Origin of the sequence: Mesorhizobium sp. M0590 (genome assembly GCF_040320905.1) — a bacterium.
Lineage (GTDB): Bacteria > Pseudomonadota > Alphaproteobacteria > Rhizobiales > Rhizobiaceae > Mesorhizobium.
Genome location: NZ_JAMYQN010000007.1, coordinates 12635 through 34042, shown reverse-complemented (window position 1 = coordinate 34042; position 21408 = coordinate 12635). Strand labels below are relative to the sequence as shown.

Below are 21408 nucleotides of genomic sequence, written 5' to 3'. Positions count from 1 at the left end.
ACCCAAGGCACGCGTTACTGTTTACTGTCCGTTATGGTTACCGATCAGCGTAAATATTCAGTGAAGCAGCCCGCCGAATTTGCGAAGCACGGCCTGTTGGTGTATGCCGCGCCGCCTGAGCCGTTTGGACCAAAGGGCCTCGGCATTCCCCTCATCCCGCTTTCCGGATCACCATGCCTCAGCCAGACCTTGTCATCTTCGATTGCGACGGCGTGCTCGTCGATTCCGAAATCATCGCCGCGCGGATCGATGCCGAGCTGTTGACCTCGGCCGGCTACGAGATATCGGCCGAGGAGATTTCCGAGGTCTATGCCGGGTTGACTTTCAAGGACATCATGATGCGGGTCGAGGAAAAGTCCCGGATCCCGTTCCAGGCCTCGCTGATCGACAAGGAGGAACAGCTGGTCGATCGTCGGCTGCGCAGCGACGTGCGTGCCATCGACGGGGCGCACGAGGCTGTCGCCGCGGTAGCAGTGCCGCGCTGCGTCTGTTCGAATTCGCGTTCGGAGCGAATCGAATTCATGCTGGAGAAGGTGCAGCTTTTGCCGTTCTTTGCCGGCCGTATCTTTTCCTCGCTGGAAACCCCGACCGGGAAATCCAAGCCGGCGCCGGACGTGTTTCGGTTCGCCGCGGAAAAGCTCAAGGCCGATCCTGCGAACACCTTTGTCATCGAGGATTCGGTGCATGGCGTCACCGGCGCCAAGACGGCGGGAATGCGCGTCATCGGCTTCACCGGCGCGGCGCACAGCTATCCCGGCCACGCCGATGCGCTGACCGAGGCCGGCGCGGAAACGGTCATCCGCCGCTGGGCGGAACTGAAAAGCGTGATCGCCGCGCTGTCGGAATGGTCGGCGGACGCCTGAGAGGCCGCCTCCAACCGCCGTGGCGCGAATGCAGCGGCTCAGTTGGTCGCGGCGGCTTTCTTCTTCCTCGGCTTGTCTGTCGCTACTTTCGGAGCGCCCTCGTCATACCCGGCATATGCCTGGTAGTCCTTCGCCGTCGGCTCCGGAACGACGACGTTGGAATCGGTGAAGACGAACTGCGTGGCACTCGAAGGATCGGTAACCTGGACCTGATAGGAGTGAAGCTGCGAATAGAGAACTTCGGTGCCGTGCATCACCGCGATGCGGATCGGCATGGTGATGGTGCCGGGGGTGAACATCGGGCCAGGCACGACCTTGCCGGCGACGGCTATCTTCATCGACAAGGAGCCGTTGGCGCGGCTGCAGTCGCGGGTCACATCGGTGATCGAAGCCTGATAGATGATCTTGGCGGAATCGTCCGGCTGATCGGCGCCAGCCGCGTCCGCTGCCGGCTGGGCGGCTTCCTCGGCGGCAACATCGGTTTTTTTCTTCGGCTTCGGACCGCTCTTGGCGTAGGTATTGAAGAAGGCAGTGCCGTCACGCAACGTCACTTTCGGGCAATAGGCCTGCAGCTGGCTGGAAAGCACCTTGGGATCGGGTGGCGGTGGCGGTGTCGTATCCTTTTTGCCGAAGCCGAGAATTCCATTGTCGCTCGATTGGCAACCTGCGGCGGCAAGCATAAAGCCGGCGAGCGCCAGACCCGCGACAAAACGACCGTTGAATGAATGAAACGCCATGAACTGCACTTCCCTCTCGCAAAGCCGGTGACGTATATCAACCGCGCGGCAAAAATGCGACTGAGCCTGCGCAGAAATCCACCACCTCGCGGCGGGCGAAAATTCCCGGCAGCAATGGAAACGTGACGATGCAATATGTGAGTACCCGCGGGGAAGCGCCCGCGCTTGGATTTTCCGACGCGGTGCTGGCCGGACTGGCGCGCGACGGCGGGCTCTACCTGCCGAGCGCCTGGCCGCATTTTTCCGCAGCCGAGATCCGCGCCATGCGCGGCCTTGGCTATCCCGATCTTGCCATCCGTGTGCTGTCGCCGTTCCTCGGCGGCGAGATCGCGGCGCCGGTGTTCGAACGGCTGGTGCGCGAAGCCTATGCGACCTTCCGCCATGAGGCCGTCTGCCCGCTCGTGCAGACCGGGCCGAACAGCTTCGTGCTCGAGCTGTTCCACGGCCCGACGCTCGCGTTCAAGGACGTGGCGATGCAGCTTCTTGCGCGGCTGATGGACCATGTGCTGGCCGAGCGCGACCAGCGCGCCACCATTGTCGGTGCCACCTCCGGCGACACCGGAGGGGCCGCCATCGATGCCTTTGCCGGGCGCAACCGCACCGACATCTTCGTGCTTTTCCCGCACGGCCGCGTCTCGCCGGTACAGCAGCGGCAGATGACGACCTCGACCGCCGCAAACGTCCATGCGTTGGCGATCGAAGGCAATTTCGACGACTGCCAGGGCCTGGTAAAGGCCATGTTCAACGACCACGGTTTTCGCGACCGGGTATCGCTGTCCGGCGTCAACTCGATCAACTGGGCCCGCATCATGGCCCAGATCGTCTATTATTTCTCGTCCGGCCTGTCGCTCGGCGCGCCCGACAGGCCGGTTTCCTTCACCGTGCCGACCGGCAATTTCGGCGACATCTTCGCCGGCTATGCCGCCAAGAAGATGGGGCTGCCGATCGAACGGCTGATCATCGCCACCAACGACAACGATATTCTGGCGCGCACGCTGGCGACCGGCGAATACCGCATGAAGGGGGTCTTTTCGACCACGTCGCCCTCGATGGACATCCAAGTGTCTTCGAACTTCGAACGCTTGCTGTTCGAGGCGTCCGGCCGCGATGCCTCGACCGTGCGGCGCTACATGGACGGGCTCAAGCAGTCCGGCGCCTTCACCATCGAGGCCGGGGAAATCGCCAGGATCCGCTCCGAATTCGACGCCGGCCGCGCCACCATGGACGAGGTCGCCGCCACCATCCGCACCACACTTGCGGCGAGCGGCTATCTGCTCGACCCGCATACGGCCGCGGCCGTGCATGTGGCCGCCGGCAAGGCTGCGGGTGAGGTGCCGATGGTGGTGCTGGGCACTGCGCACCCGGCAAAGTTTCCCGCCGCCGTCGAAGCCGCCAGCGGCGTGTCGCCTGCCCTGCCTGCATGGCTAGGCGGGTTGATGAGCGCCGAGGAAAAATACACGGTACTTCCATCCGACCTGAAAATGGTGGAAGATTATCTCGGCCGCCACACGCGGGCGGCGCGTTAGGGAGTAATTGCCATATGGGTGTTGAGGTAAGCCGTCTGTCGAACGGCCTGACAGTCGCCACCGAAACCCTTCCAAGCCTCGAATCTGTTGCCCTTGGCGCCTGGGTCAAGTCGGGCGCACGCAACGAGCGTGACGAAGAGCACGGAATGGCGCACTTGCTCGAGCACATGGCTTTCAAGGGCACCAGGCGGCGAAGCGCCTTCGAGATTGCCTCGGAGATCGAGGACGTCGGCGGCGAGATCAATGCCGCCACCAGCGTCGAGACGACCTCCTATTATGCAAGGGTTCTGAGCGACGACGTGCCGCTGGCCGTCGATATCCTTTCCGACATCCTGCAGGAATCCGAATTCGATCCGCAGGAGTTGGAACGAGAGCAGCATGTGATTCTGCAGGAGATCGGCGCCGCGCACGATACGCCCGACGACGTCGTTTTCGATCACTTTACCGAGACCGCCTTCCGCCACCAGACTATCGGCCGCTCGATTCTTGGCACGCCGGAAACCGTCAAATCCTTCACTTCGAAGCAGCTGCACGACTTCATCGAACGACAGTACGGTGCCGAGAACATGGTGATGGTGGCGGCCGGCGATATCAAGCACGACGATTTCGTGCGGGAAGTCGAAAAGCGTCTCGGCAGCTTCCGCGGCAAGGCCGACGGCACCATCCCGCAATATGCGCAGTATGTCGGCGGCGATTTTCGCGAGGACCGCGACCTGATGGACGCCCAGATCGTGCTGGGTTTCGAGGGCCGCGCCTATCACGTCCGCGATTTCTATGCCTCCCAGGTCCTGTCGATGATCCTGGGCGGCGGCATGTCGTCGCGACTTTTCCAGGAAGTCCGCGAAAAACGCGGCCTGTGCTATTCGGTCTATGCCTTCCATTGGGGTTTTTCCGACACCGGCGTCTTCGGGGTCCATGCGGCGACCGGACAAAGCGATATTGCCGAGCTGGTGCCTGTGATCATCGACGAGCTGCAAAAGGCCGGTGAAAACATCCTGCAGGAGGAGCTTGACCGGGCGCGTGCCCAATACCGCGCCGGGCTGATCATGTCGGCCGAGAGCCCGGCCAGCCGCGCCTCCCAGATCGCCAGGCAGTTGCTTCTGTTCGGCAGGCCGATCGCCAAGGAAGAGCTGATGGAGCGGCTGGCGGCGTTGACTGTCGAGCGGCTGACGGATCTGTCGTCCCGGCTTTTTTCGACCAAGCCGACGCTTACAGCCGTCGGGCCGGTGGGTACGCTCGCGCCCTATGAGGCAATCCTCGATTCGCTTTCGGGCACGCAGACCACTGCCCGTAAGCTTGCCGTCTAAGCCTATTCGAGCGTCGTGTTCGCGCTCCCTTTCTTTCGCCGCGACCTGCCGGCACTGAAGGGCGAGCTTGTCACGCTGCGCGTACCGCTGACCAACGACTATCGCGAGTGGTCGGTGCTGCGCAGTGAAAGCCGCGCTTTTCTTGAGCCGTGGGAGCCGCGATGGACCCCTGACGAACTCGACCGCACGGCGTGGCGGCATCGTATCGGGCGCTACCGCGAGGACTACGCGCAGGGGACGGCGATCGCCTTCTTCATCTTCGAGAAAAGCAGCGGCAGGCTGGCCGGCGGTATCACCCTCGGCAATATCCGCCACGGGGTCGCCCAAAGCGGCCATATCGGCTACTGGATCGGCGAGCGCTTCAGCGGACGCGGCCTGATGACCGATGCCGTCAAGGTGGTGACGCGTTTCGCCTTCGAAACGCTGCGATTGCACCGGATCGAAGCTGCCTGTATTCCCGACAACGCCCGGTCGATCCGCGTGCTTGAAAAAGCCGGATTCCGGCGCGAAGGACTGCTACGATCCTATCTCAGGATCAACGGCATCTGGCAGGACCATTACCTATACGCCCGAATCGCGGACGATCCGCCGGGCGTTGGAACAAAGGACTGATTTTGACGAATTTTCTGCGCAAGGGGTCGCTGCTTGCCTTTATGCTGGCGGCAATCGTCACGCTCTGCGCGGCATCCTCGGCGTTTGCCGTAGAACCGATCAAGATCGCCCGCGACGACGTTGCGCTCGATCTTTCGGGGGCCGTCTCGATCTACCGGAACCAGGGCGAGAATTTTCAGGTGTCGACCGCGCCAGGCCCGGACGGCATCGTGCGGCGCATCGAGGTCGAGGCAAATGATGCGCGCTCGACCGGTGACTGGGCGGTGTTCGCGCTCGCTAATACCACCGACCAGCAGCTCGACAGGCTGATTGTCGCACCGCATTTCCGGCTGGTGAATTCCGGCCTGTTCTGGCCGGATCTCGGCTCGACCCGTATCGCTGCGATCACGCCCAGCGAAGGCTTTGCGCTCGACCGTCAGACCAGCCCCGACGCCGACGTGTTCCGGGTGACGTTGAACCCCGGAACGGTGATTACCTTCATCGCCGAGCTCGCCTCGCCCAAGCTGCCGCAGGTCTATCTGTGGGATCCTGAATCCTACAAGGACTCGGTCAATTCCTACACGCTGTTTCGTGGCATCGTCATCGGCATCGCCGGCCTGCTGGCGCTGTTCCTGACCATTCTTTTCGTCGTCAAGGGGACCTCGATGTTCCCGGCAACGGCGGCCCTAGCCTGGGCGGTGCTTGCCTATATCTGCGTCGATTTCGGCTTTCTCAACAAGATCATAGAGATCTCACCGGGCAATGAGCAGATGTGGCGCGCCGGAACGGAGGTGGCGCTCGCGGCGACCTTCGTGGTGTTCCTGTTTGCCTATCTCAACCTCAACCGGTGGCACGGCCATTTCAGCTACGGCGCACTGGTCTGGATTCTCGGGCTGGTGCTGATCGCCGGTGTCGCCATCATCGATCCGGCGGTTGCCGCCGGCATTGCCAGGCTGTCCTTCGCCGCCACCGCGCTGACCGGGCTCGGCCTGATCATCTTCCTCGGTATCCGCGGTTACGACCGCGCCATCATGCTGGTGCCCAGTTGGGTGATGGTTCTGCTGTGGCTATGCGGATCGTGGATGGCAATCACCGGCATGCTGGACAACGATATCGCTCAGCCGGCGCTGGGCGGTGGGCTGATCCTCATCATCCTGCTGATCGGCTTCACCGTGATGCAGCACGCTTTTGCCGGCGGCGCGCTGCATCAGGGCCTGTTCTCCGACCTTGAGCGGCAGGCGCTGGCGGTTGCCGGATCGGGCGATACTGTGTGGGACTGGGACGTGCTGCGCGACCGCGTCGTCACTCGTCCCGACGTCAGCATTCAGCTCGGTCTTGCCCCCAACAGCCTCGGCGGCCCTGCCCGCAACTGGCTGCCGGTGCTGCATGCCGACGACCGCGACACGTTTCGCACGACACTCGACGTGGTGCTCGAGCACCGGCGCGGCCGGGTGTCGCAAAACTTTCGCCTGCGCGGCGCCGACGGGCACTATCACTGGTTTTCGTTGCGCGCCCGGCCGGTGATCGGCTCGGACGGCGAGGTCATCCGCTGCGTCGGCACCATGGTCGACGTGACGGAGCAGAAGAAATCCGAGGAACGGCTGCTGCATGACGCCGTGCACGACAATCTGACCGGCCTGCCCAACCGCGAGCTGTTCATGAACCGGCTGGAGGCGATCATTTCGATTGCCCGCACCGAAGAGAAGGTGCGCCCGACCGTCTTCGTCATCGACATAGACCGGTTCAAGCAGGTCAATGACGGGCTCGGCATCTCGGCCGGCGATACCATCCTTTTGACTATCGCGCGGCGGCTGCACCGACTGCTCAAGCCGAAGGATTCGCTGTCGCGCTTTGCCGGCGACCAGTTCGCGCTGATGCTTTTGTCGGAGCAGGATCCGGCCCGCATCGCGGCCATTGCCGATGCCATCAAGCACGCCATCAACAACCCGATCACCTTCGCCAAGCGCGAGATCGTGCTGACGGCCTCGATCGGGCTGATCACCTGGACCGCCACGCAGACCTCGGCCGAGGACATGGTCAAGGATGCCGAGCTTGCCATGCATCAGGCCAAGCGCTTCGGCGGCGACCGGATCGAGCCGTTCCGTCCCGCCTTCCGCACCGTCGGCACCGACCGGCTGCAGTTCGAGTCCGATCTGCGCCGCGCCATCGAACGACGCGAATTCACGCTTGCCTACCAGCCGATCGTGCGGCTGGAGGACGGCAGCGTCGCAGGCTTCGAAGCGCTGCTGCGCTGGGACCATCCGCGGCGCGGCATGATCCCGCCGGCGGATTTCATTCCGGTTGCCGAAAACTGCGGCCTGATCGTGCAGCTTGGGCTGTTTGCCATGCAGCAGGCTGCCGAAGACCTGGCGGGATGGCAAAAGCAGATCGGCGATGCGCCGCTGTCGGTCTCGGTCAATCTGTCCAGCCGCCAGCTCATCCGCCGCGACCTGGTCAGCGACGTCCGCTCGGTGATCGCGCGAGCCAACCTGAAACCGCGCTGCTTCCGGCTCGAACTCACCGAATCGCTGGTGATGGACAATCCCGAGCAGACCGCCCATGTGCTGACCAAGTTGAAGCAGCTTGGCATCGGCCTGTCGCTGGATGATTTCGGCACCGGCTATTCATCGCTGGCCTATCTGACGCGCTTTCCGTTCGACACTATCAAGATCGACAAGAGCTTCGTCGACGACGCGACGCCGAAACGTGCGGTGCTGCTCAAATCCATGGTCAACATGGCGCATGAACTCGGCCTGTCGGTTGTCGCCGAAGGCATTTCGGACGAGAGCGATGCGCTGGAGTTGCGGCAGATGGGCTGCGAATACGTGCAGAGCTTCATGTTCGGCGCGCCGATGCCGGGCGACCAGGTGCTGAAGACGCTGAAGGAACAGTATCCGCTCACTCAAGCGTGACAAGTTTCGGGGACGTGATGAGGCTCAGGCGTGACCGGCAGCCAGGCTGAGATGCGCGAGATCGATGCCGATCGAGGCGAGGATCCGGTCATATTTGCGATCGATGTCGGCGTCGAACAGAAGCTCGGCACTTGCCGGGCAAGTCAGCCAGCCATTCTCGACGATCTCGTTTTCAAGCTGGCCTGCACCCCAGCCGGCATAGCCGAGCGCCATCAGAGCCCGCCGGGGTCCGCGGCCGGAGGAGATGGCGCGCAATATGTCGACGGTCGCGGTGAGACAGACATCATCGGACACGGCGAGCGAGGATTCCACCCGGTAGTCGCCCGAATGCAGAACGAAGCCGCGGCTGCGATCCACCGGTCCGCCATTGCGCACGACGAAGTCGCGCGCCGGCGGCGGCAGGCGAATTGCCTCCAGCTCGTTCATGATGCCAAGTTGCACGAGCAGGTCCGGAAACAGCATCTGCTGCGTCTGGTTGATGATCAGCCCCATCGCGCCTTCGTCGCTGTGCGCGCAAATGTAGATGACGGAGCGCGTGAAGCGGTCGTCCTTCATGCCGGGCATGGCAATCAGGAACTGATCGTCGAGAAAGCCGGGTCCTGCGGCCGTCCTTTTATGGCGCAACAAATCCATGGCCACAGCGTAACGCGTTTCCGGGGCGTCGAAAAGATGGGCGGCGCCCGATTTGATCAGGCTCAAAAGCCGAAGGTCACGCAAATATGATGCCGGCGGCGTCATGAAATCATTGCGCGGCCATCAACGGACGATCAAATCATCGCCATGCAAAGCTTGAAAATCCTGCTGCTTGGTGTGGCCATTGGATCGGCGACCGGCTTCCCCGCCTCAGCCTCCTCGTCGGCCTGGTACAACAGCGAAGGCGGCAGGGTGCGGCTGGTAACAAGCGGCAAAGCCGACGAGGCCGGACGTCTCCAGGGCGTCCTCGACATTGCGCTGAAGCCCGGCTGGAAAACCTATTGGCGCGATCCGGGCGATGCGGGCGTGCCGCCACAGATCGACGTCTCGGCCAGCACCAACATTGCCGACGCGACGCTTTCGTTTCCGCCGCCGCAGCGCCACGATGACGGCTATGGCAAATGGGCCGGCTACGACCACCCGGTTTCGTTGCCGGTGACGTTCACGCTTGCCGCGCCCGGCCAACCGGCCGTCATCGATGCGGACATCTTCCTCGGCATTTGCGAAACCATCTGCATCCCGGTGCAGACAAGGCTGACCGTCGATCCCGGCGCCGATCCCGACAACGCCGAGGATGCGGCACTGGTCAAGGCGGGCCTTGCAACCCTGCCCGCCACGGCAACGCCCGATTTCGGCATAAACGTACTGCCGGGCGACCACGAAACGCTGATTGTCGAAGCGAGCTTTCCGGGCAGCCCCGAGGGCGCCGACTTCTTCGTTGCCGGCGAACGCGACTACATGTTCGGTGCCCCGGCACGCAGCGAAAAGGATGGCAAGCTGATCTTTACTGTACCGATCCTCGACAGGCCGTCGACAACGCCAACCGATGGCGGCCTGCACTACACACTGACAAGTGCCGCAGGCGCGGTCGAAGGCCTGTTGCCATTCCCGTGATGCCAACGTCTGGACGGTTGCCGGGCGCGCCTTAATTCGCTATCGCAAGGAGCTCCCTTCCATTTCCAAGCGAGGACCATCATGACGATCTCCGTTGGCGACAAACTGCCCGATGCGACCTTCAAGACAATGACCGCCGACGGTGCAAGGCCGATCACGACGGGCGAGATATTCTCAGGAAAGAAGGTCGTGCTGTTTGGCGTTCCAGGCGCCTTCACGCCGACCTGCAGCAACAATCATCTGCCCGGCTACCTGGACAATTACGACGCCATCCTGGCGCGCGGCGTCGACACTATCGCCGTTGTCTCGGTCAACGATGTTCACGTCATGGGGGCTTGGGCCCGCTTCAGCGGCGGTGAAGGCAAAATCCTTTATCTTGCCGATGGCAATGGCGATTTCGCCAAATCGGTCGGCCTCGACGCCGACCTCTCCGGCGGCGGCATGGGGCTGCGCTCGAGGCGTTTTTCGATGATCGTCGATGACGGCAAGGTCACTGCACTCAATGTCGAGACAAAGCCCGGCGTCGACGAATCCGGCGCTGCTCACATTCTCGGGCAGCTTTCCGTCCTGGCGACAGCCTAGGCCAGGCACGGCAAAGGGGCGCCTTCGAGCGCTCAACGTCCAAAGGACGCTGACTTTTGCATCGGCGTATGATCCTTCCGAAAGCCGACCCGGTTTTCGGGACCATGCGTCGGCCCTTCGGGACTGTTTGCTTTTGGGGACCTCGATTATGTCTGACATCGTCTGGCGCAGCGTCGCGATCGGCATCGGCGCAACCGCGCTTATGGATGTCTGGGCGATTTTCCTGAGCAAGGTGTTTGCTCAACCGCGGCCGAACTGGGGGCTGGTCGGCCGCTGGGTCTGGCATCTCAGGGAAGGCAAGGTCTTCCATGACGACATTGGCAAGGCCTCGCCCTACCCGCATGAATCAGTACTTGGCTGGGCCTTTCATTATGCTGTCGGCATCGTCTACGGCTTCATACTGGTCGTGCTGGCCGGAACGGCCTGGCTCACCGCGCCGACCTTCCTGCCGGCCTTTATCATCAGCATGGTCACCGTCGGCGCCGGCTGGTTTCTGCTGGCGCCCGGCATGGGCGCCGGCTGGGCCGCTTCGAAGCGGCCCAATCCGATGCAGGTCCGCGCCCTCAATCTTGTGTCGCACACGGTGTTCGCAATCGGACTGTTCGGCACCGCCCTGCTGATCCGATAGGTAATTAACTGTCGCGGCGCTGCGTCGGCCTGTCGATCGGCTGCCATCCATGGATAACGCGACGCGCGCTGATATCGTATGCGAAGTAGTTCCCACCGCCCGCTGGCTGATCCGCCTCGCGGCTGATTTCCCGACCGCTCAAAGAGAGCAGCAGGAGCGTTCCGACACCTCCGTGACCTATGAAAGCAACGTCGACGGCGGCGTCGGTGCGTAGCACAGTGTCTACCTCGCTTAGAATACGACGCTGGGCTTCGATAGCTGGCTCCCATCCACGAATGCTGCTGTTTGGATTGGCGAAGAATTGGTCGGCGACCGCTTCGAACTCCGATGGCGGCAGGAAACCGGTTGCCGATCGGTCATTCTCATGCATCCGTTCCCTCACCTCGACTGCAAGGCGGAGATGCCTTCCGAGTATCTCGGCGGTTTCTATCGCCTTGCGTTCACCCGACGACACGATCCGCCGGATCGACCCAACCCACGGCTGATCGAGCATTGCAGATGTTCTCGCTCGCCCGATGTCGGACAGTCCCCACTCCGGCACTGGAACGTTGGCATCGACCTGAACCTGGGGATGCGTGATGTAGTATGCAATCGGCATGATAAGAGCTTTCCTGCCAGAGAGCGGACCCGCAGCCGGAATTCAATAGCTTTGCGTCGAGCGCCGCGCCTTTGTGGCGGCCGGCTGCTTTGACTGCGAACCTGGTTCTGGCGCCGCAGTCTTGACGAGGCCTTTCTTGAATGGCGCCATGCCGAGCCGCGCCAATTCGTCGGCGCGCTCGTTCTCGGGATGGCCGGCATGGCCCTTGACCCAATGCCAGGTGACCTGATGGCGGTTACGCGCCGCGTCGAGCTGCTGCCACAGCTCGGCATTCTTCACCGGCTGCCTGGCGGCCGTCTTCCAGCCGTTGCGCTTCCAGCCGTCGATCCAGCTGAAAATACCGTCCTTGACATAGTTGCTGTCGGTATAAAGATCGACGGCGCAGGGCTCCTTGAGCGCATTAAGCGCCGAGATGGCCGCCAACAGTTCCATACGGTTGTTGGTGGTGGCAGCCTCGCCGCCATGGAGCTCCTTAATTGCGCCGTTGAAGCGCAGGATTGCGCCCCAGCCGCCAGGCCCGGGATTGCCCGAACAGGCACCATCGGTGAAGATTTCAACGCGCTTGGTCATGTCAGTCCATATTCGGAAGGAGAGTTGATCGCCCGGTGGAAGCGCATCCGGCGGATATACTCGGTCGGGTCGCGTTTCATCACCAGCCCGCCGTCCGGGACCGTCAGCCAGTCGTAGAGCCGGGTCAGCATGAAGCGCAGCGCCGAGCCGCGCGCCAGCATCGGCAGCGCAGCTTTCTCGTCACTGCTCAACGGCCGCACGCTTTGGTAGCCGGCAAGCAGCGCCGTGCCCTTGGTCAGATTGAAGGAAAAATCCTTCTCGAAGCACCAGGCGTTCAGGCACGTGGCAACGTCATAGGCGTAGAGGTCGTTGCAGGCGAAATAGAAGTCGATCAGCCCGGACAGTTTCTCGCCGAGGAAGAACACATTGTCCGGGAAAAGATCGGCATGGATGATGCCTCGCGGCAGACCGTTCGGCCAGTTCCGCTCGAAATCGGCGAAATCGGCATCGACCTCGGCAGCCAGTCCCGGCTCGACCTCGTCGGCGCGGGCGCGGGCGGCATTCCACAGCTTGCGCCAGCCATCGATGGCAAGGGCGTTGGGGCGGGTCATCGGAAAATCCGCGCCGGCGAGATGCAGTGCCGCCAGCGCCTTGCCGACCTCGCCGCAATGCGCAGCCGTCGGCCGCCGCAGCGACAGGCCTTCGAGAAAGGTGATGATGACCGCCGGCCGGCCGGCAAGTGTTCCGATCACACCGCCATCATGTGCGGTGACCGGGAGCGGGCACGAAATGCCCTTTCTGGCGAGGTGGGCCATGAGGCCGAGAAAGAACGGCAGGTCAGCCTTGTCGACGCGCTTCTCGTAAAGCGTCAGGATGTAGGAGCCGCTGCTGGTGTGCAGCAGAAAATTCGAGTTTTCGGTACCTTCGGCGATGCCCTTGTAGGACAAGAGGTCGCCGACCGGATAGTTCCTGAGGAATGCGCCGAGCTCGCCCTCGTTGACGTCGGTGTAAACCGCCATCGTTGCTACGCGGCCCCGTTGACGAAGGCCATGTCGGCAGCCGTCAGTTCGACATCGCGCAACACCCGCATCACCGGAAAGTCCTCCGTCTCCGTCGCCGTCACGGCCAGCTCGATGGTCACGTCGAAGCGCTGCCTGAACGCATCGACGATCTCGTCGACGATGATCTCCGGCGCCGAGGCGCCCGCCGACAGGCCGAGCGTCGAAATGCCGGCAATCTCATTCCACGGAATTTCGGAGGCGCGCTGCACAAGAAGCGACATCGAGGCGCCGGCGCGCTCGGCCACTTCGACCAGGCGCCGCGAGTTGGAGGAGTTAGGTGCGCCGACAACCAGGAAGAGATCGGCGCCGGCCGCTGTTTCCTTGACCGCTTCCTGGCGATTGGTGGTGGCATAACAGATCGATTCCGCCGCCGGCGCGTGCAGCTCGGGAAAACGCTGCCGCAGGGCGCGGATAATACCGGCGGTGTCCTCGACCGACAGCGTCGTCTGGGTGACGAAGCCGAGCGCTTGCGGGTCTGCGGGCACGAAGCTTGCGGCGTCGGCCTCGGTCTCGATCAGAGTGACCGCGCCGTCCGGCAACTGGCCCATTGTGCCGATCACCTCCGGGTGCCCGGCATGGCCGATCAAGAGCACGTGGCGGCCAAGCCGCTGATGGCGCATCGCCTGCTTATGGACTTTCGAGACCAGCGGGCAAGTCGCGTCGAGATAGAACAGGTTGCGGGACTGGGCGTCGGCCGGCACAGATTTCGGCACGCCATGCGCCGAAAAGACGACCGGGCTCTGGCGATGCTCGGGCGGGATCTCGGAGAGCTCCTCGATGAACACCGCGCCAAGGCTTTGCAGCCCTTCGACGACGTAGCGGTTGTGCACGATCTCGTGGCGGACATAGACCGGCGCGCCGTATTTCTTCAGCGCCAGCACGACGATCTGGATGGCACGGTCAACGCCCGCACAGAAACCGCGGGGCTGGCAGAGCCGGATGGTCAGCGGCGGCTTTGTATAAAGCATGATTGCATCTTACGCTGATTGTAGGCCGGTTGATCGGACTATGACTTCTGAGCTCAAGGCGCGAAATGAGGTGCGCGGCCCTGCCCTGTCAAGGGTAGTGGCGGCGATCATTGGTCTTTCGCCGGGCGGCGGAGCCAGGAGATCAGGACGCCGGCAAGGGCGGCGGCAAGGCCGTACCAGGTTATCGCATATTGCAGATGGCTGTTCGGCAGGTCGATGACGGTGACACCTCCAACTGGCAGCCCGCCGGGGTTGGGCGTGGCGTTCGCATCGATGAAGATCGGCACCAGCGCCGCACCTGTCGGCAGGCCGGCGCTCGAGGCCATCGCGTCACGATCTTTCCAGTAGAAGATATTCTTCTGCGGATCATTGTCGGGAAGCATCATCGAGGGCTTGGCCGGCAGCGGGTTGCGGGCGAGCCCCGTCACCGTCACTTTGCCCGTTACCTGCCCCTGCGGCCGCTTGGCTGGATCCTTGAAATCGTAAGGCACGAAGCCGCGGTTGATCAGCACGAAACGGCCATCGTCGAGCTGTAGCGGCGTGAAGACGTTGAAACCGGACTGGCCTTCCCAGGTGGCGAGGAAATGCCGCTCGTCTTGATGCAGGAAAGTGCCGGTCACTGTCACCGGCGTGTAGTCCACGTCGCCGGCGGCAGCAAACCGCTTTTCGAGCTCGGCCAATGGCACAGGCGCCGAATGCGTGCGCTGGTCTATCGTCTGGAGAAGGCCCTCTTTCCAGTGCAGGCGCTGAACCTGCCAGGTGCCGAGCGCCAGCAGGATCAAAAACACGACGATACCCAGGCCGAGTGCCAATGCGCGCTTCGGCCGCGACCGGCCGGCCACCGAACCGGATGCCTCGCTCATTCGCCGCGGTCCAGCCGGCCCTCGGCCGCCTTGTTGCGGTATTGCAGCGTCAGCAGCACGCCCTTGATCAGCCGGAGCGCCGCCAGGCAAAGCACCAGCGTCAGCGGAATCCACAGCAGCAGATGCAGCCAGAGCGGCGGATTGAGCGTCACCTCCATCCACAACGCCAGGCCGACGACGATAAAGCCGATGATCAGGATAACGAACACCGCCGGCCCGTCGCCGGCATCGGCGAAGGAATAATCGAGGCCGCAATTGGAGCAGCGATCAGCGACCGTGAGGAACCCGGAGAACAGCTTGCCCTCGCCACAGCGGGGGCAGCGGCCATGCAAGCCGGCCGAGATCGGATCGATTGGTGGCCAGATCGCCTTGTCGTCGCTCATGAGGTCATCCTAGGAGCATTTGCCGCAAAAGATAAGGCGGCCACGTCGCCGCAGCCGCCTTGTCGATTTCCTCAGCTCGATCTCAGTGCGGTTCGATCATCGCGCCGTTCGATGCCCAGACGTAGATCGAGGCAAACAGGAACAGCCACACCACGTCGACGAAGTGCCAATACCAGGCGGCGGCCTCGAAGCCGAAATGCTGCTTGGGCGTGAAGTCGCCCTTCATGGCGCGGATCAGGCAGACCAACAGGAAGATCGTGCCGATGATGACGTGGAAACCATGGAAGCCGGTCGCCATGAAGAAGGTGGCGCCGTAGATCGAATCCCTGAAGCCGAACGGCGCGTGCATGTACTCGTAGGCCTGCACCATGGTGAACAGCATGCCGAGGCCGACGGTCAGCACCAAGCCATTGATCAGGCCCTTGCGGTCGCCGTGGATGAGCGAGTGGTGCGCCCAGGTCACCGTGGTCCCCGACAGAAGCAGGATGACAGTGTTGTAGAGCGGCAGATGGAAGGGGTCGAGAACCTCGAGGCCCTTGGGCGGCCAGACGCCGCCGGTGAAGGCGGTACGGGCGTATTGATGGACCTCGCCCGGAAACAGGCTGGCGTCGAAGAAGGCCCAGAACCAGGCGACGAAGAACATCACCTCGGAGGCGATGAACATGATCATGCCGTAGCGCAGATGCAGCGACACGACACGGGTGTGGTGTCCCTCATGCGCCTCCTTGATCGTATCCGACCACCAGGCGAACATCGTGTAGATGACGATCAGCAGGCCGATGAAGAACAGCCATGGATTGGCGACATTGAAACCGAAGATCGGGAAATCGCCGCCCTTGAGGTATTGCATGTAACAGACGCCGCCGAACGCGGTCACCAGCGCCCCGACGGAGCCCAGGAAAGGCCACGGGCTCGGGTCGACAAGGTGGTAGTCATGTTGTGGTTTTGCGTGTGCGTCTGCCATATCAACCCCCGAGGCTTGCTTCGGTATCTGAAATCTTGTTGCGGCGGCCGTCGGCCGGCACCGATGATGCGACCGGCTTGGTCTTGTCGACCGGGAACATCGTGTAGGACAGGGTAATCGTCGTCAGATCCTTCAATTCCGGCGCGTTGACGATGTCGGGATCGACATAGAAGACGACCGGCATGTCCAGTGTCTCCCCCGGCTTCAGTGTCGTGTCGGTGAAGCAGAAACACTCGACCTTGTTGAAGTAAGGTCCGGCCAGTTCAGGCTGCACGTTGAAGGTGGCGCGTCCGGTGATAGGCCGGCTGAATTTGTTCGTCGCGCTGAAATGCGCCTCGGCGGTCTCGCCGATCTTGATGGTGATCGAGCGGGCGACCGGCTGGAATTGCCAGGGAACGCCGGCGGTGTTGGCGTCGAAGCGGATGGTGATGTCGCGATCGAGCACCCGATCGGCATATTGCTGGGTCGCCCGTTTGACGGTGCCGCCGTAGCCTGTCGCCTGGCAGAACATCGCGTAGAGCGGCACCGCGGCGTAGGCCATGCCGATCATGCCGCCGAAGAACGCGATGCAGACGCCGGCGACGACGCGGTTCGTATTCTTCTTCTTAGGATCGGTGACTGTTTGCCTGGTCATGTTCAGCTCACATCGAGCCGGTGAGGCTGTGACCAAATTTCACGATGGTCGCGACGTAGAATATGACGACCAGCGCCGCCAGCGCGAAACCGATTGCGGCCGAGCGATTGCGGCGGGCCTTCTGCTGACGTTCGGTCAGCGTGACCAGTTCAAGCTTCTTTTCGGCCATGCTCATGCTCCACCAATGGTCAGCGCGCGCGCGACGACGCAATCGCCAAGGTAGGCGGCGAAGATGGCGAAGAGATAGAGCAGCGAATAGCCGAACAAGGCCTTGGCCGGCTTCATCGCCCGATCGTCATCGGCCATTTGCAGCACCTTCCACGCATACCAGACGAAGCCGGCGCCGAGCAGCAATGCAACGACGCCATAGGCTGGCGTGGTGAAGCCGAGAACCCAGGGCAGCACGCCAACCGGCGCGAGGACCAGCGCATAGGCAAAGATCTGGCGTCTGGTCGAGGCCTGGCCGGCGACATTCGGCATCATCGGAATGCCTGCCTTGGCGTAGTCCTCCGACTTGAAGAGCGCGAGCGCCCAGAAATGCGGTGGCGTCCACAGGAAAATGATCAGGAACAGCACCAAGCTTTCGAGGCTCACCGATCCGGTTACCGCCGCCCAGCCTATGACCGGCGGAATGGCACCGGCAGCCCCGCCGATGACGATGTTCTGCGGCGTCCAGCGCTTCAGCCACATCGTATAGATGACGGCATAGAAAAAGATCGTGAAGGCCAGAAGCGATGCTGCCAACCAGTTGACCAGCACGCCGAGCGTCATCACCGACAGAACCGACAGCACCAGCCCGAAACTCAATGCCTCGCCTGGCCGGATGCGGCCGGCCGGCACGGGACGGCCGGCGGTGCGCGTCATCACCGCATCGATGTCTGCGTCATACCACATGTTGAGCGCACCGGAGGCGCCGGCGCCGATGGCAATAGCCAGGATCGCGATCACCGCCAGCAGCGGATTGATGGTCACCGGGGCGGCGACCATGCCGACAAACGCAGTGAACACCACCAGCGACATGACGCGCGGCTTCAGCAGGGCGAAGAAATCGCCCGCCGTCGCTTCCGACATGCGGAAGCCTGGCTCGTCAATCAGTCTGTCTTCGGCAAGGGCCATGCGTACTTAAAGTCCATCATTCCGTTGGCCAAAACCGCCGGCCGGCCGGCGGTTCCGTATTAAAGGAGGCAACCGCCTACTTGATCTTCGGCAACTGTTCCCACTGATGGAACGGCGGCGGCGAAGGCAGCTGCCATTCCAGCGTGGTCGCACCCTCGCCCCAAGGATTGGCGCCGGCGACCCGCTTCTTCTGGAACGCCTCGAAGACGCCGAACAGGAAGATGACGACGCCGACAGCCGAGATGTACGAGCCGTAGGACGACACCATATTCCAGCCGGCGAAGGCATCGGGATAGTCGATATAACGACGCGGCATACCGGAAAGCCCGAGGAAGTGCTGCGGGAAAAAGACCAGGTTGACGCCGACGAAAGTGACCCAGAAGTGAGTGTTCGCGATCACGGGCGAGTACATGTAGCCGGTCATTTTCGGGAACCAGTAGTACCAGCCGGCGAAGATCGCGAAGACCGCGCCCAGCGACAGCACGTAGTGGAAGTGCGCGACCACGAAATAGGTGTCGTGCAGCGGGCGGTCGAGGCCGGCATTGGCCAGCTGCACGCCGGTGACGCCGCCAACAGTGAACAGGAAGATGAAGCCGATCGCCCACAGCATTGGGGTCTTGAGCGAAATCGACCCGCCCCACATAGTGGCGATCCACGAGAAGATCTTCACACCCGTCGGCACCGCGATGACCATGGTGGCAAAGACGAAATAGCGCTGGGTGTCGAGCGACAGGCCCGTCGTGTACATGTGGTGGGCCCAGACGATGAAGCCCACCGCGCCGATGGCAACCATCGCATAGGCCATGCCGAGATAGCCAAACACCGGCTTCCTCGAAAAGGTCGAGATGATATGGCTGATGATACCGAAACCCGGCAGGATCAGAATGTAGACCTCCGGATGGCCGAAGAACCAGAACAGGTGCTGGAACAGGATCGGATCGCCGCCGCCGTCCGGGGCGAAGAAGGTGGTGCCGAAATTGCGGTCGGTCAACAGCATCGTGATGCCGCCGGCCAGCACCGGCAACGACAGCAGCAGCAGGAAGGCGGTAATCAGCACCGACCAGGCGAACAGCGGCATCTTGTGCATTGTCATGCCGGGCGCGCGCATGTTGAAGATGGTGGTGATGAAGTTGATGGCGCCAAGAATCGAGGAGGCGCCGGCGATGTGGATTGACAGGATCGCCAGATCCATGGCTGGTCCGGGCTGGCCGGATGTCGACAGCGGCGGATAAAGCGTCCAGCCGCCGCCGACGCCGTAAGCGCCGGGCGCACTCGGAACGAAGGCCGAGAAAATCAGCAGGATGAAAGCCGGCGGCAGCAGCCAGAACGAGACGTTGTTCATGCGCGGGAAGGCCATATCCGGCGCGCCGATCATGATCGGCACCATCCAGTTGGCAAAGCCGCCGATCAGCGCCGGCATCACCATGAAGAAGATCATGATCAGCGCATGCGCGGTGGTGAAAGCATTGTACATGCTCTTGCCCCCGTCGATGGCGGCGTCGCCGTTCATGCCGTAGACCATCTGCGCCAGGCCAGTGAAGATCTGGATGCCCGGCTCCTGCAATTCCATGCGCATGACGACCGACAAGGCGCCACCGATGCAGCCCGCCATGATCGCGAAGATCAGATAAAGCGTGCCAATGTCCTTGTGGTTGGTCGAATACACCCACCGGACCCAGCCATGATACGGCTTGTGGTCGTGGTCGTCGTGAGCTGCAGCGTGCGCCATGGTCGGCTCCGTTCCCTGAATCTTTTCTGGTCGCGGCATCAATTGCCGGCGGCCGCTACCTTGTTCGTGCCATCGACCTCGGCCATCAGCGCCTTGTTGGCGCCGGGAAGGTCGGTCTTGGCTGCCGCCAGCCAGGTCTTGTATTGTGCATCGGAGACGACGCGAATGGCGATCGGCATGAAGGCGTGGTCCTTGCCGCAGAGTTCCGAGCACTGGCCGTAATAGAGGCCTTCCTTGTCCGCCTTGAACCAGACCTCGTTGATGCGGCCCGGCACCGCATCGGTCTTGATGCCGAAGGACGGCATGGCAAAGGCGTGAATGACGTCGGTCGCCGTCACCAGCACCCGGGTCATGGTGCTGACCGGCACCACCATCTCATTGTCGACGGCGAGCAGGCGCGGATACGCGGCGCGATCTTCCTTGCCGGCAGCAGCCCTGTCGGCATCCTGAAGGATCGCGGAATTAAAGGAAAGCGTGTTGTCGACCTGGTATTCGTAGTCCCAGTTCCACTGATTGCCGGTCGCCTTGACGGTCAGCTTGGCTTCTTCCGGCGGCGTGTATTGCGCGGTCAGCAGCTGGAACGAGGGAATGGCGAGACAGAGCAGGATGACCACGGGACCGACAGTCCAGATGACCTCGATCAGCGTGTTGTGGCTGGTGCGCGACGGCGTCGGGTTGACGCTCGCCCGGAACCGCAAAATGCAATAGGCAATCAGGAAAAGCACCAAGGCGGTGATCACAATGATGAACGCGAACGAGTAGTTCCCGAACCACTCGATCTGCCTCATAATGTCGGTCGCCGGAGGCTGAAAACTGGTTTCCCAAGGTTGGGGCTGGGCTGCATGAGCGGATGCAGCGGCAAACAACGTGGCGGCGGCACTAGCTACGATTTTGGCGGTTGCCAGGAATTTTCTCATCGCCCTCGTCATCTCCCAGTTCCTCGCGATCGGACCGCAAGAATGTCGAACAATGCCGGGACGGGAATCCCGGACAATTCAAGGCTGGTTCAAACCATACTCTATTTGCCTCCGCAAGAAAGGAGCGCCGGAACCCGTGCGGCATTTTTGCGCGCAAGCGCGGCGCTGGCTTCGTGCGGTGACGGCTCGCCGCGAATCACCAGAGCGGCATCCGGGTAGAATGAGCTGCGCGGCGCGCGGAACCGTCGCAATTAGGGCGAAATTGGCACGGAAAAGCGCATTGTTGCCTGTGTCGGGGCGGATCGCCGGGGTCTCGTCCTTTACTTGGGTTTAGTGCGGCTTAAAGTGCCGTGATTCGCAATGGAGCCGTCATGAACCCTTGGCTTTCGAGAACCTTGGCGAAGGTCATCTTTGTTGCCGCCGCAATAGCCTTGTCCGGCGCCGGCCTGGCCAATGCCGCGCAGCCAAGCGGCACGGTGAAGTCAACGCATGGGGCGTGGTCGATCATCTGCGATACGCCCGCCGGTGCTACATCCGAACAATGCGTGATGATGCAGAACGTCGTCGCCGAGGACCGTCCGGAAATGGGTCTTTCCGTTGTCGTGCTGCGCACAGCCGACAACAAGGCCGAAATCCTGCGTGTGCTGGCGCCGCTCGGCGTGCTGTTGCCCAACGGCCTCGGCCTCAATGTCGACGGCAAGGATATCGGCCGCGCGTATTTCGTGCGCTGTTTCCAGGACGGCTGCTATGCCGAGGTCATCCTGGAAAAGCCGCTGCTCGACACGCTGAAGACCGGTACGTCCGCCACCTTCATCGTCTTCCAGACGCCGGAAGAGGGGATCGGCATTCCCGTCGACCTCAAGGGTTTCGCCGACGGCTTCGCCGCCCTGCCTTGAGACCGGGTCTTGTAGCACGATCCAGTGATGTTGACC

General features: G+C 62.4%; 23 protein-coding genes. 9 read left to right on the top strand and 14 right to left on the bottom strand.

Annotated elements, in window-relative coordinates:
* Positions 1-173: 173 nt before the first annotated feature.
* Positions 174-863, top strand: a complete 690-nt coding sequence (locus NKI52_RS13690; RefSeq protein ID WP_023674153.1) for an HAD family hydrolase — start codon at positions 174-176, stop codon at positions 861-863.
* A 38-nt stretch (positions 864-901) separates the two neighbouring features.
* On the opposite strand, the gene NKI52_RS13685 is transcribed toward NKI52_RS13690, so the two are convergent.
* Positions 902-1600 carry a hypothetical protein gene (locus tag NKI52_RS13685; RefSeq protein WP_023674152.1) on the bottom strand — a complete coding sequence of 233 codons (699 nt, stop codon included), beginning with the start codon at positions 1598-1600 and terminating at the stop codon, positions 902-904.
* A 128-nt stretch (positions 1601-1728) separates the two neighbouring features.
* Between NKI52_RS13685 and thrC the strand changes: the two genes are divergently transcribed.
* From thrC to NKI52_RS13665, 4 genes are read left to right on the top strand one after another with little or no spacing between them, the layout of a single operon-like run.
* Positions 1729-3126 carry a threonine synthase gene (thrC, locus tag NKI52_RS13680; protein WP_352698273.1) on the top strand — a complete coding sequence of 466 codons (1398 nt, stop codon included), beginning with the start codon at positions 1729-1731 and terminating at the stop codon, positions 3124-3126.
* Positions 3127-3140: 14 nt separating this feature from the next.
* Positions 3141-4433 carry a M16 family metallopeptidase gene (locus tag NKI52_RS13675; RefSeq protein ID WP_023674150.1) on the top strand — a complete coding sequence of 431 codons (1293 nt, stop codon included), beginning with the start codon at positions 3141-3143 and terminating at the stop codon, positions 4431-4433.
* A gap of 15 nt (positions 4434-4448) precedes the next feature.
* Positions 4449-5045, top strand: a complete 597-nt coding sequence (locus NKI52_RS13670) for a GNAT family N-acetyltransferase (protein WP_023674149.1) — start codon at positions 4449-4451, stop codon at positions 5043-5045.
* A gap of 2 nt (positions 5046-5047) precedes the next feature.
* On the top strand, positions 5048-7936 hold the full coding sequence (locus tag NKI52_RS13665; RefSeq protein WP_023674148.1) for an EAL domain-containing protein: 2889 nt from the start codon (positions 5048-5050) through the stop codon (positions 7934-7936).
* Positions 7937-7960: 24 nt separating this feature from the next.
* Here NKI52_RS13665 and NKI52_RS13660 read toward each other — a convergent pair whose 3' ends face one another.
* Entirely contained in the window at positions 7961-8569 is a 609-nt protein-coding gene (locus NKI52_RS13660; protein ID WP_031211061.1) for a YqgE/AlgH family protein, read from the bottom strand.
* Positions 8570-8716: 147 nt separating this feature from the next.
* On the opposite strand from NKI52_RS13660, the gene NKI52_RS13655 reads away from it, so the two are divergent.
* The 3 genes from NKI52_RS13655 (at position 8717) to NKI52_RS13645 (ending at position 10733) form a co-directional block, all read left to right on the top strand.
* Positions 8717-9523: a protein-disulfide reductase DsbD domain-containing protein gene (locus tag NKI52_RS13655; protein ID WP_023674146.1), complete on the top strand. Its 807-nt coding sequence runs from the start codon at positions 8717-8719 to the stop codon at positions 9521-9523.
* Between the two features lie 81 nt (positions 9524-9604).
* Entirely contained in the window at positions 9605-10105 is a 501-nt protein-coding gene (locus NKI52_RS13650) for a peroxiredoxin (protein WP_352622961.1), read from the top strand.
* A 148-nt stretch (positions 10106-10253) separates the two neighbouring features.
* Positions 10254-10733 (top strand): DUF2938 domain-containing protein, encoded by a 480-nt coding sequence (locus NKI52_RS13645; RefSeq protein WP_352678169.1) that lies wholly within the window; start codon positions 10254-10256, stop codon positions 10731-10733.
* A 4-nt stretch (positions 10734-10737) separates the two neighbouring features.
* Here NKI52_RS13645 and NKI52_RS13640 read toward each other — a convergent pair whose 3' ends face one another.
* From NKI52_RS13640 to coxB, 12 genes are all read right to left on the bottom strand, one after another.
* Complete coding sequence (locus NKI52_RS13640; RefSeq protein ID WP_031211060.1) at positions 10738-11331, bottom strand: histidine phosphatase family protein; 594 nt, start codon at positions 11329-11331, stop codon at positions 10738-10740.
* A gap of 42 nt (positions 11332-11373) precedes the next feature.
* Positions 11374-11901, bottom strand: coding sequence for a ribonuclease HI (rnhA, locus tag NKI52_RS13635; RefSeq protein ID WP_023674142.1), 528 nt, complete (start codon positions 11899-11901; stop codon positions 11374-11376).
* Entirely contained in the window at positions 11898-12860 is a 963-nt protein-coding gene (locus NKI52_RS13630; protein ID WP_023674141.1) for a homoserine kinase, read from the bottom strand. The genes rnhA and NKI52_RS13630 overlap by 4 nt, the downstream gene beginning before the upstream one ends.
* Before the next feature lie 5 nt (positions 12861-12865).
* Entirely contained in the window at positions 12866-13870 is a 1005-nt protein-coding gene (ispH, locus tag NKI52_RS13625; protein WP_352698271.1) for a 4-hydroxy-3-methylbut-2-enyl diphosphate reductase, read from the bottom strand.
* Between the two features lie 107 nt (positions 13871-13977).
* Positions 13978-14733 (bottom strand): SURF1 family protein, encoded by a 756-nt coding sequence (locus NKI52_RS13620; protein ID WP_023674139.1) that lies wholly within the window; start codon positions 14731-14733, stop codon positions 13978-13980.
* Complete coding sequence (locus tag NKI52_RS13615; RefSeq protein WP_352698269.1) at positions 14730-15116, bottom strand: DUF983 domain-containing protein; 387 nt, start codon at positions 15114-15116, stop codon at positions 14730-14732. Before NKI52_RS13615 ends, NKI52_RS13620 begins: the two co-directional genes overlap by 4 nt.
* Before the next feature lie 82 nt (positions 15117-15198).
* Entirely contained in the window at positions 15199-16080 is an 882-nt protein-coding gene (locus NKI52_RS13610; protein WP_023674137.1) for a cytochrome c oxidase subunit 3, read from the bottom strand.
* Position 16081: 1 nt separating this feature from the next.
* Entirely contained in the window at positions 16082-16714 is a 633-nt protein-coding gene (locus tag NKI52_RS13605) for a cytochrome c oxidase assembly protein (protein ID WP_352593359.1), read from the bottom strand.
* Positions 16715-16721: 7 nt separating this feature from the next.
* Positions 16722-16889: a cytochrome c oxidase system small membrane protein gene (locus NKI52_RS13600; RefSeq protein ID WP_502894396.1), complete on the bottom strand. Its 168-nt coding sequence runs from the start codon at positions 16887-16889 to the stop codon at positions 16722-16724.
* Positions 16886-17830, bottom strand: coding sequence for a heme o synthase (locus NKI52_RS13595; RefSeq protein ID WP_352483710.1), 945 nt, complete (start codon positions 17828-17830; stop codon positions 16886-16888). The genes NKI52_RS13600 and NKI52_RS13595 overlap by 4 nt, the downstream gene beginning before the upstream one ends.
* Before the next feature lie 76 nt (positions 17831-17906).
* A complete protein-coding gene (gene ctaD / locus NKI52_RS13590; RefSeq protein WP_031211058.1) occupies positions 17907-19559 on the bottom strand; it encodes a cytochrome c oxidase subunit I in 1653 nt (550 codons plus the stop codon).
* Between the two features lie 38 nt (positions 19560-19597).
* Positions 19598-20476 (bottom strand): cytochrome c oxidase subunit II, encoded by an 879-nt coding sequence (gene coxB / locus NKI52_RS13585; protein ID WP_031211057.1) that lies wholly within the window; start codon positions 20474-20476, stop codon positions 19598-19600.
* Positions 20477-20847: 371 nt separating this feature from the next.
* On the opposite strand from coxB, the gene NKI52_RS13580 reads away from it, so the two are divergent.
* Positions 20848-21372: an invasion associated locus B family protein gene (locus tag NKI52_RS13580; protein WP_023674131.1), complete on the top strand. Its 525-nt coding sequence runs from the start codon at positions 20848-20850 to the stop codon at positions 21370-21372.
* The last annotated feature ends 36 nt before the right edge of the window (positions 21373-21408 follow it).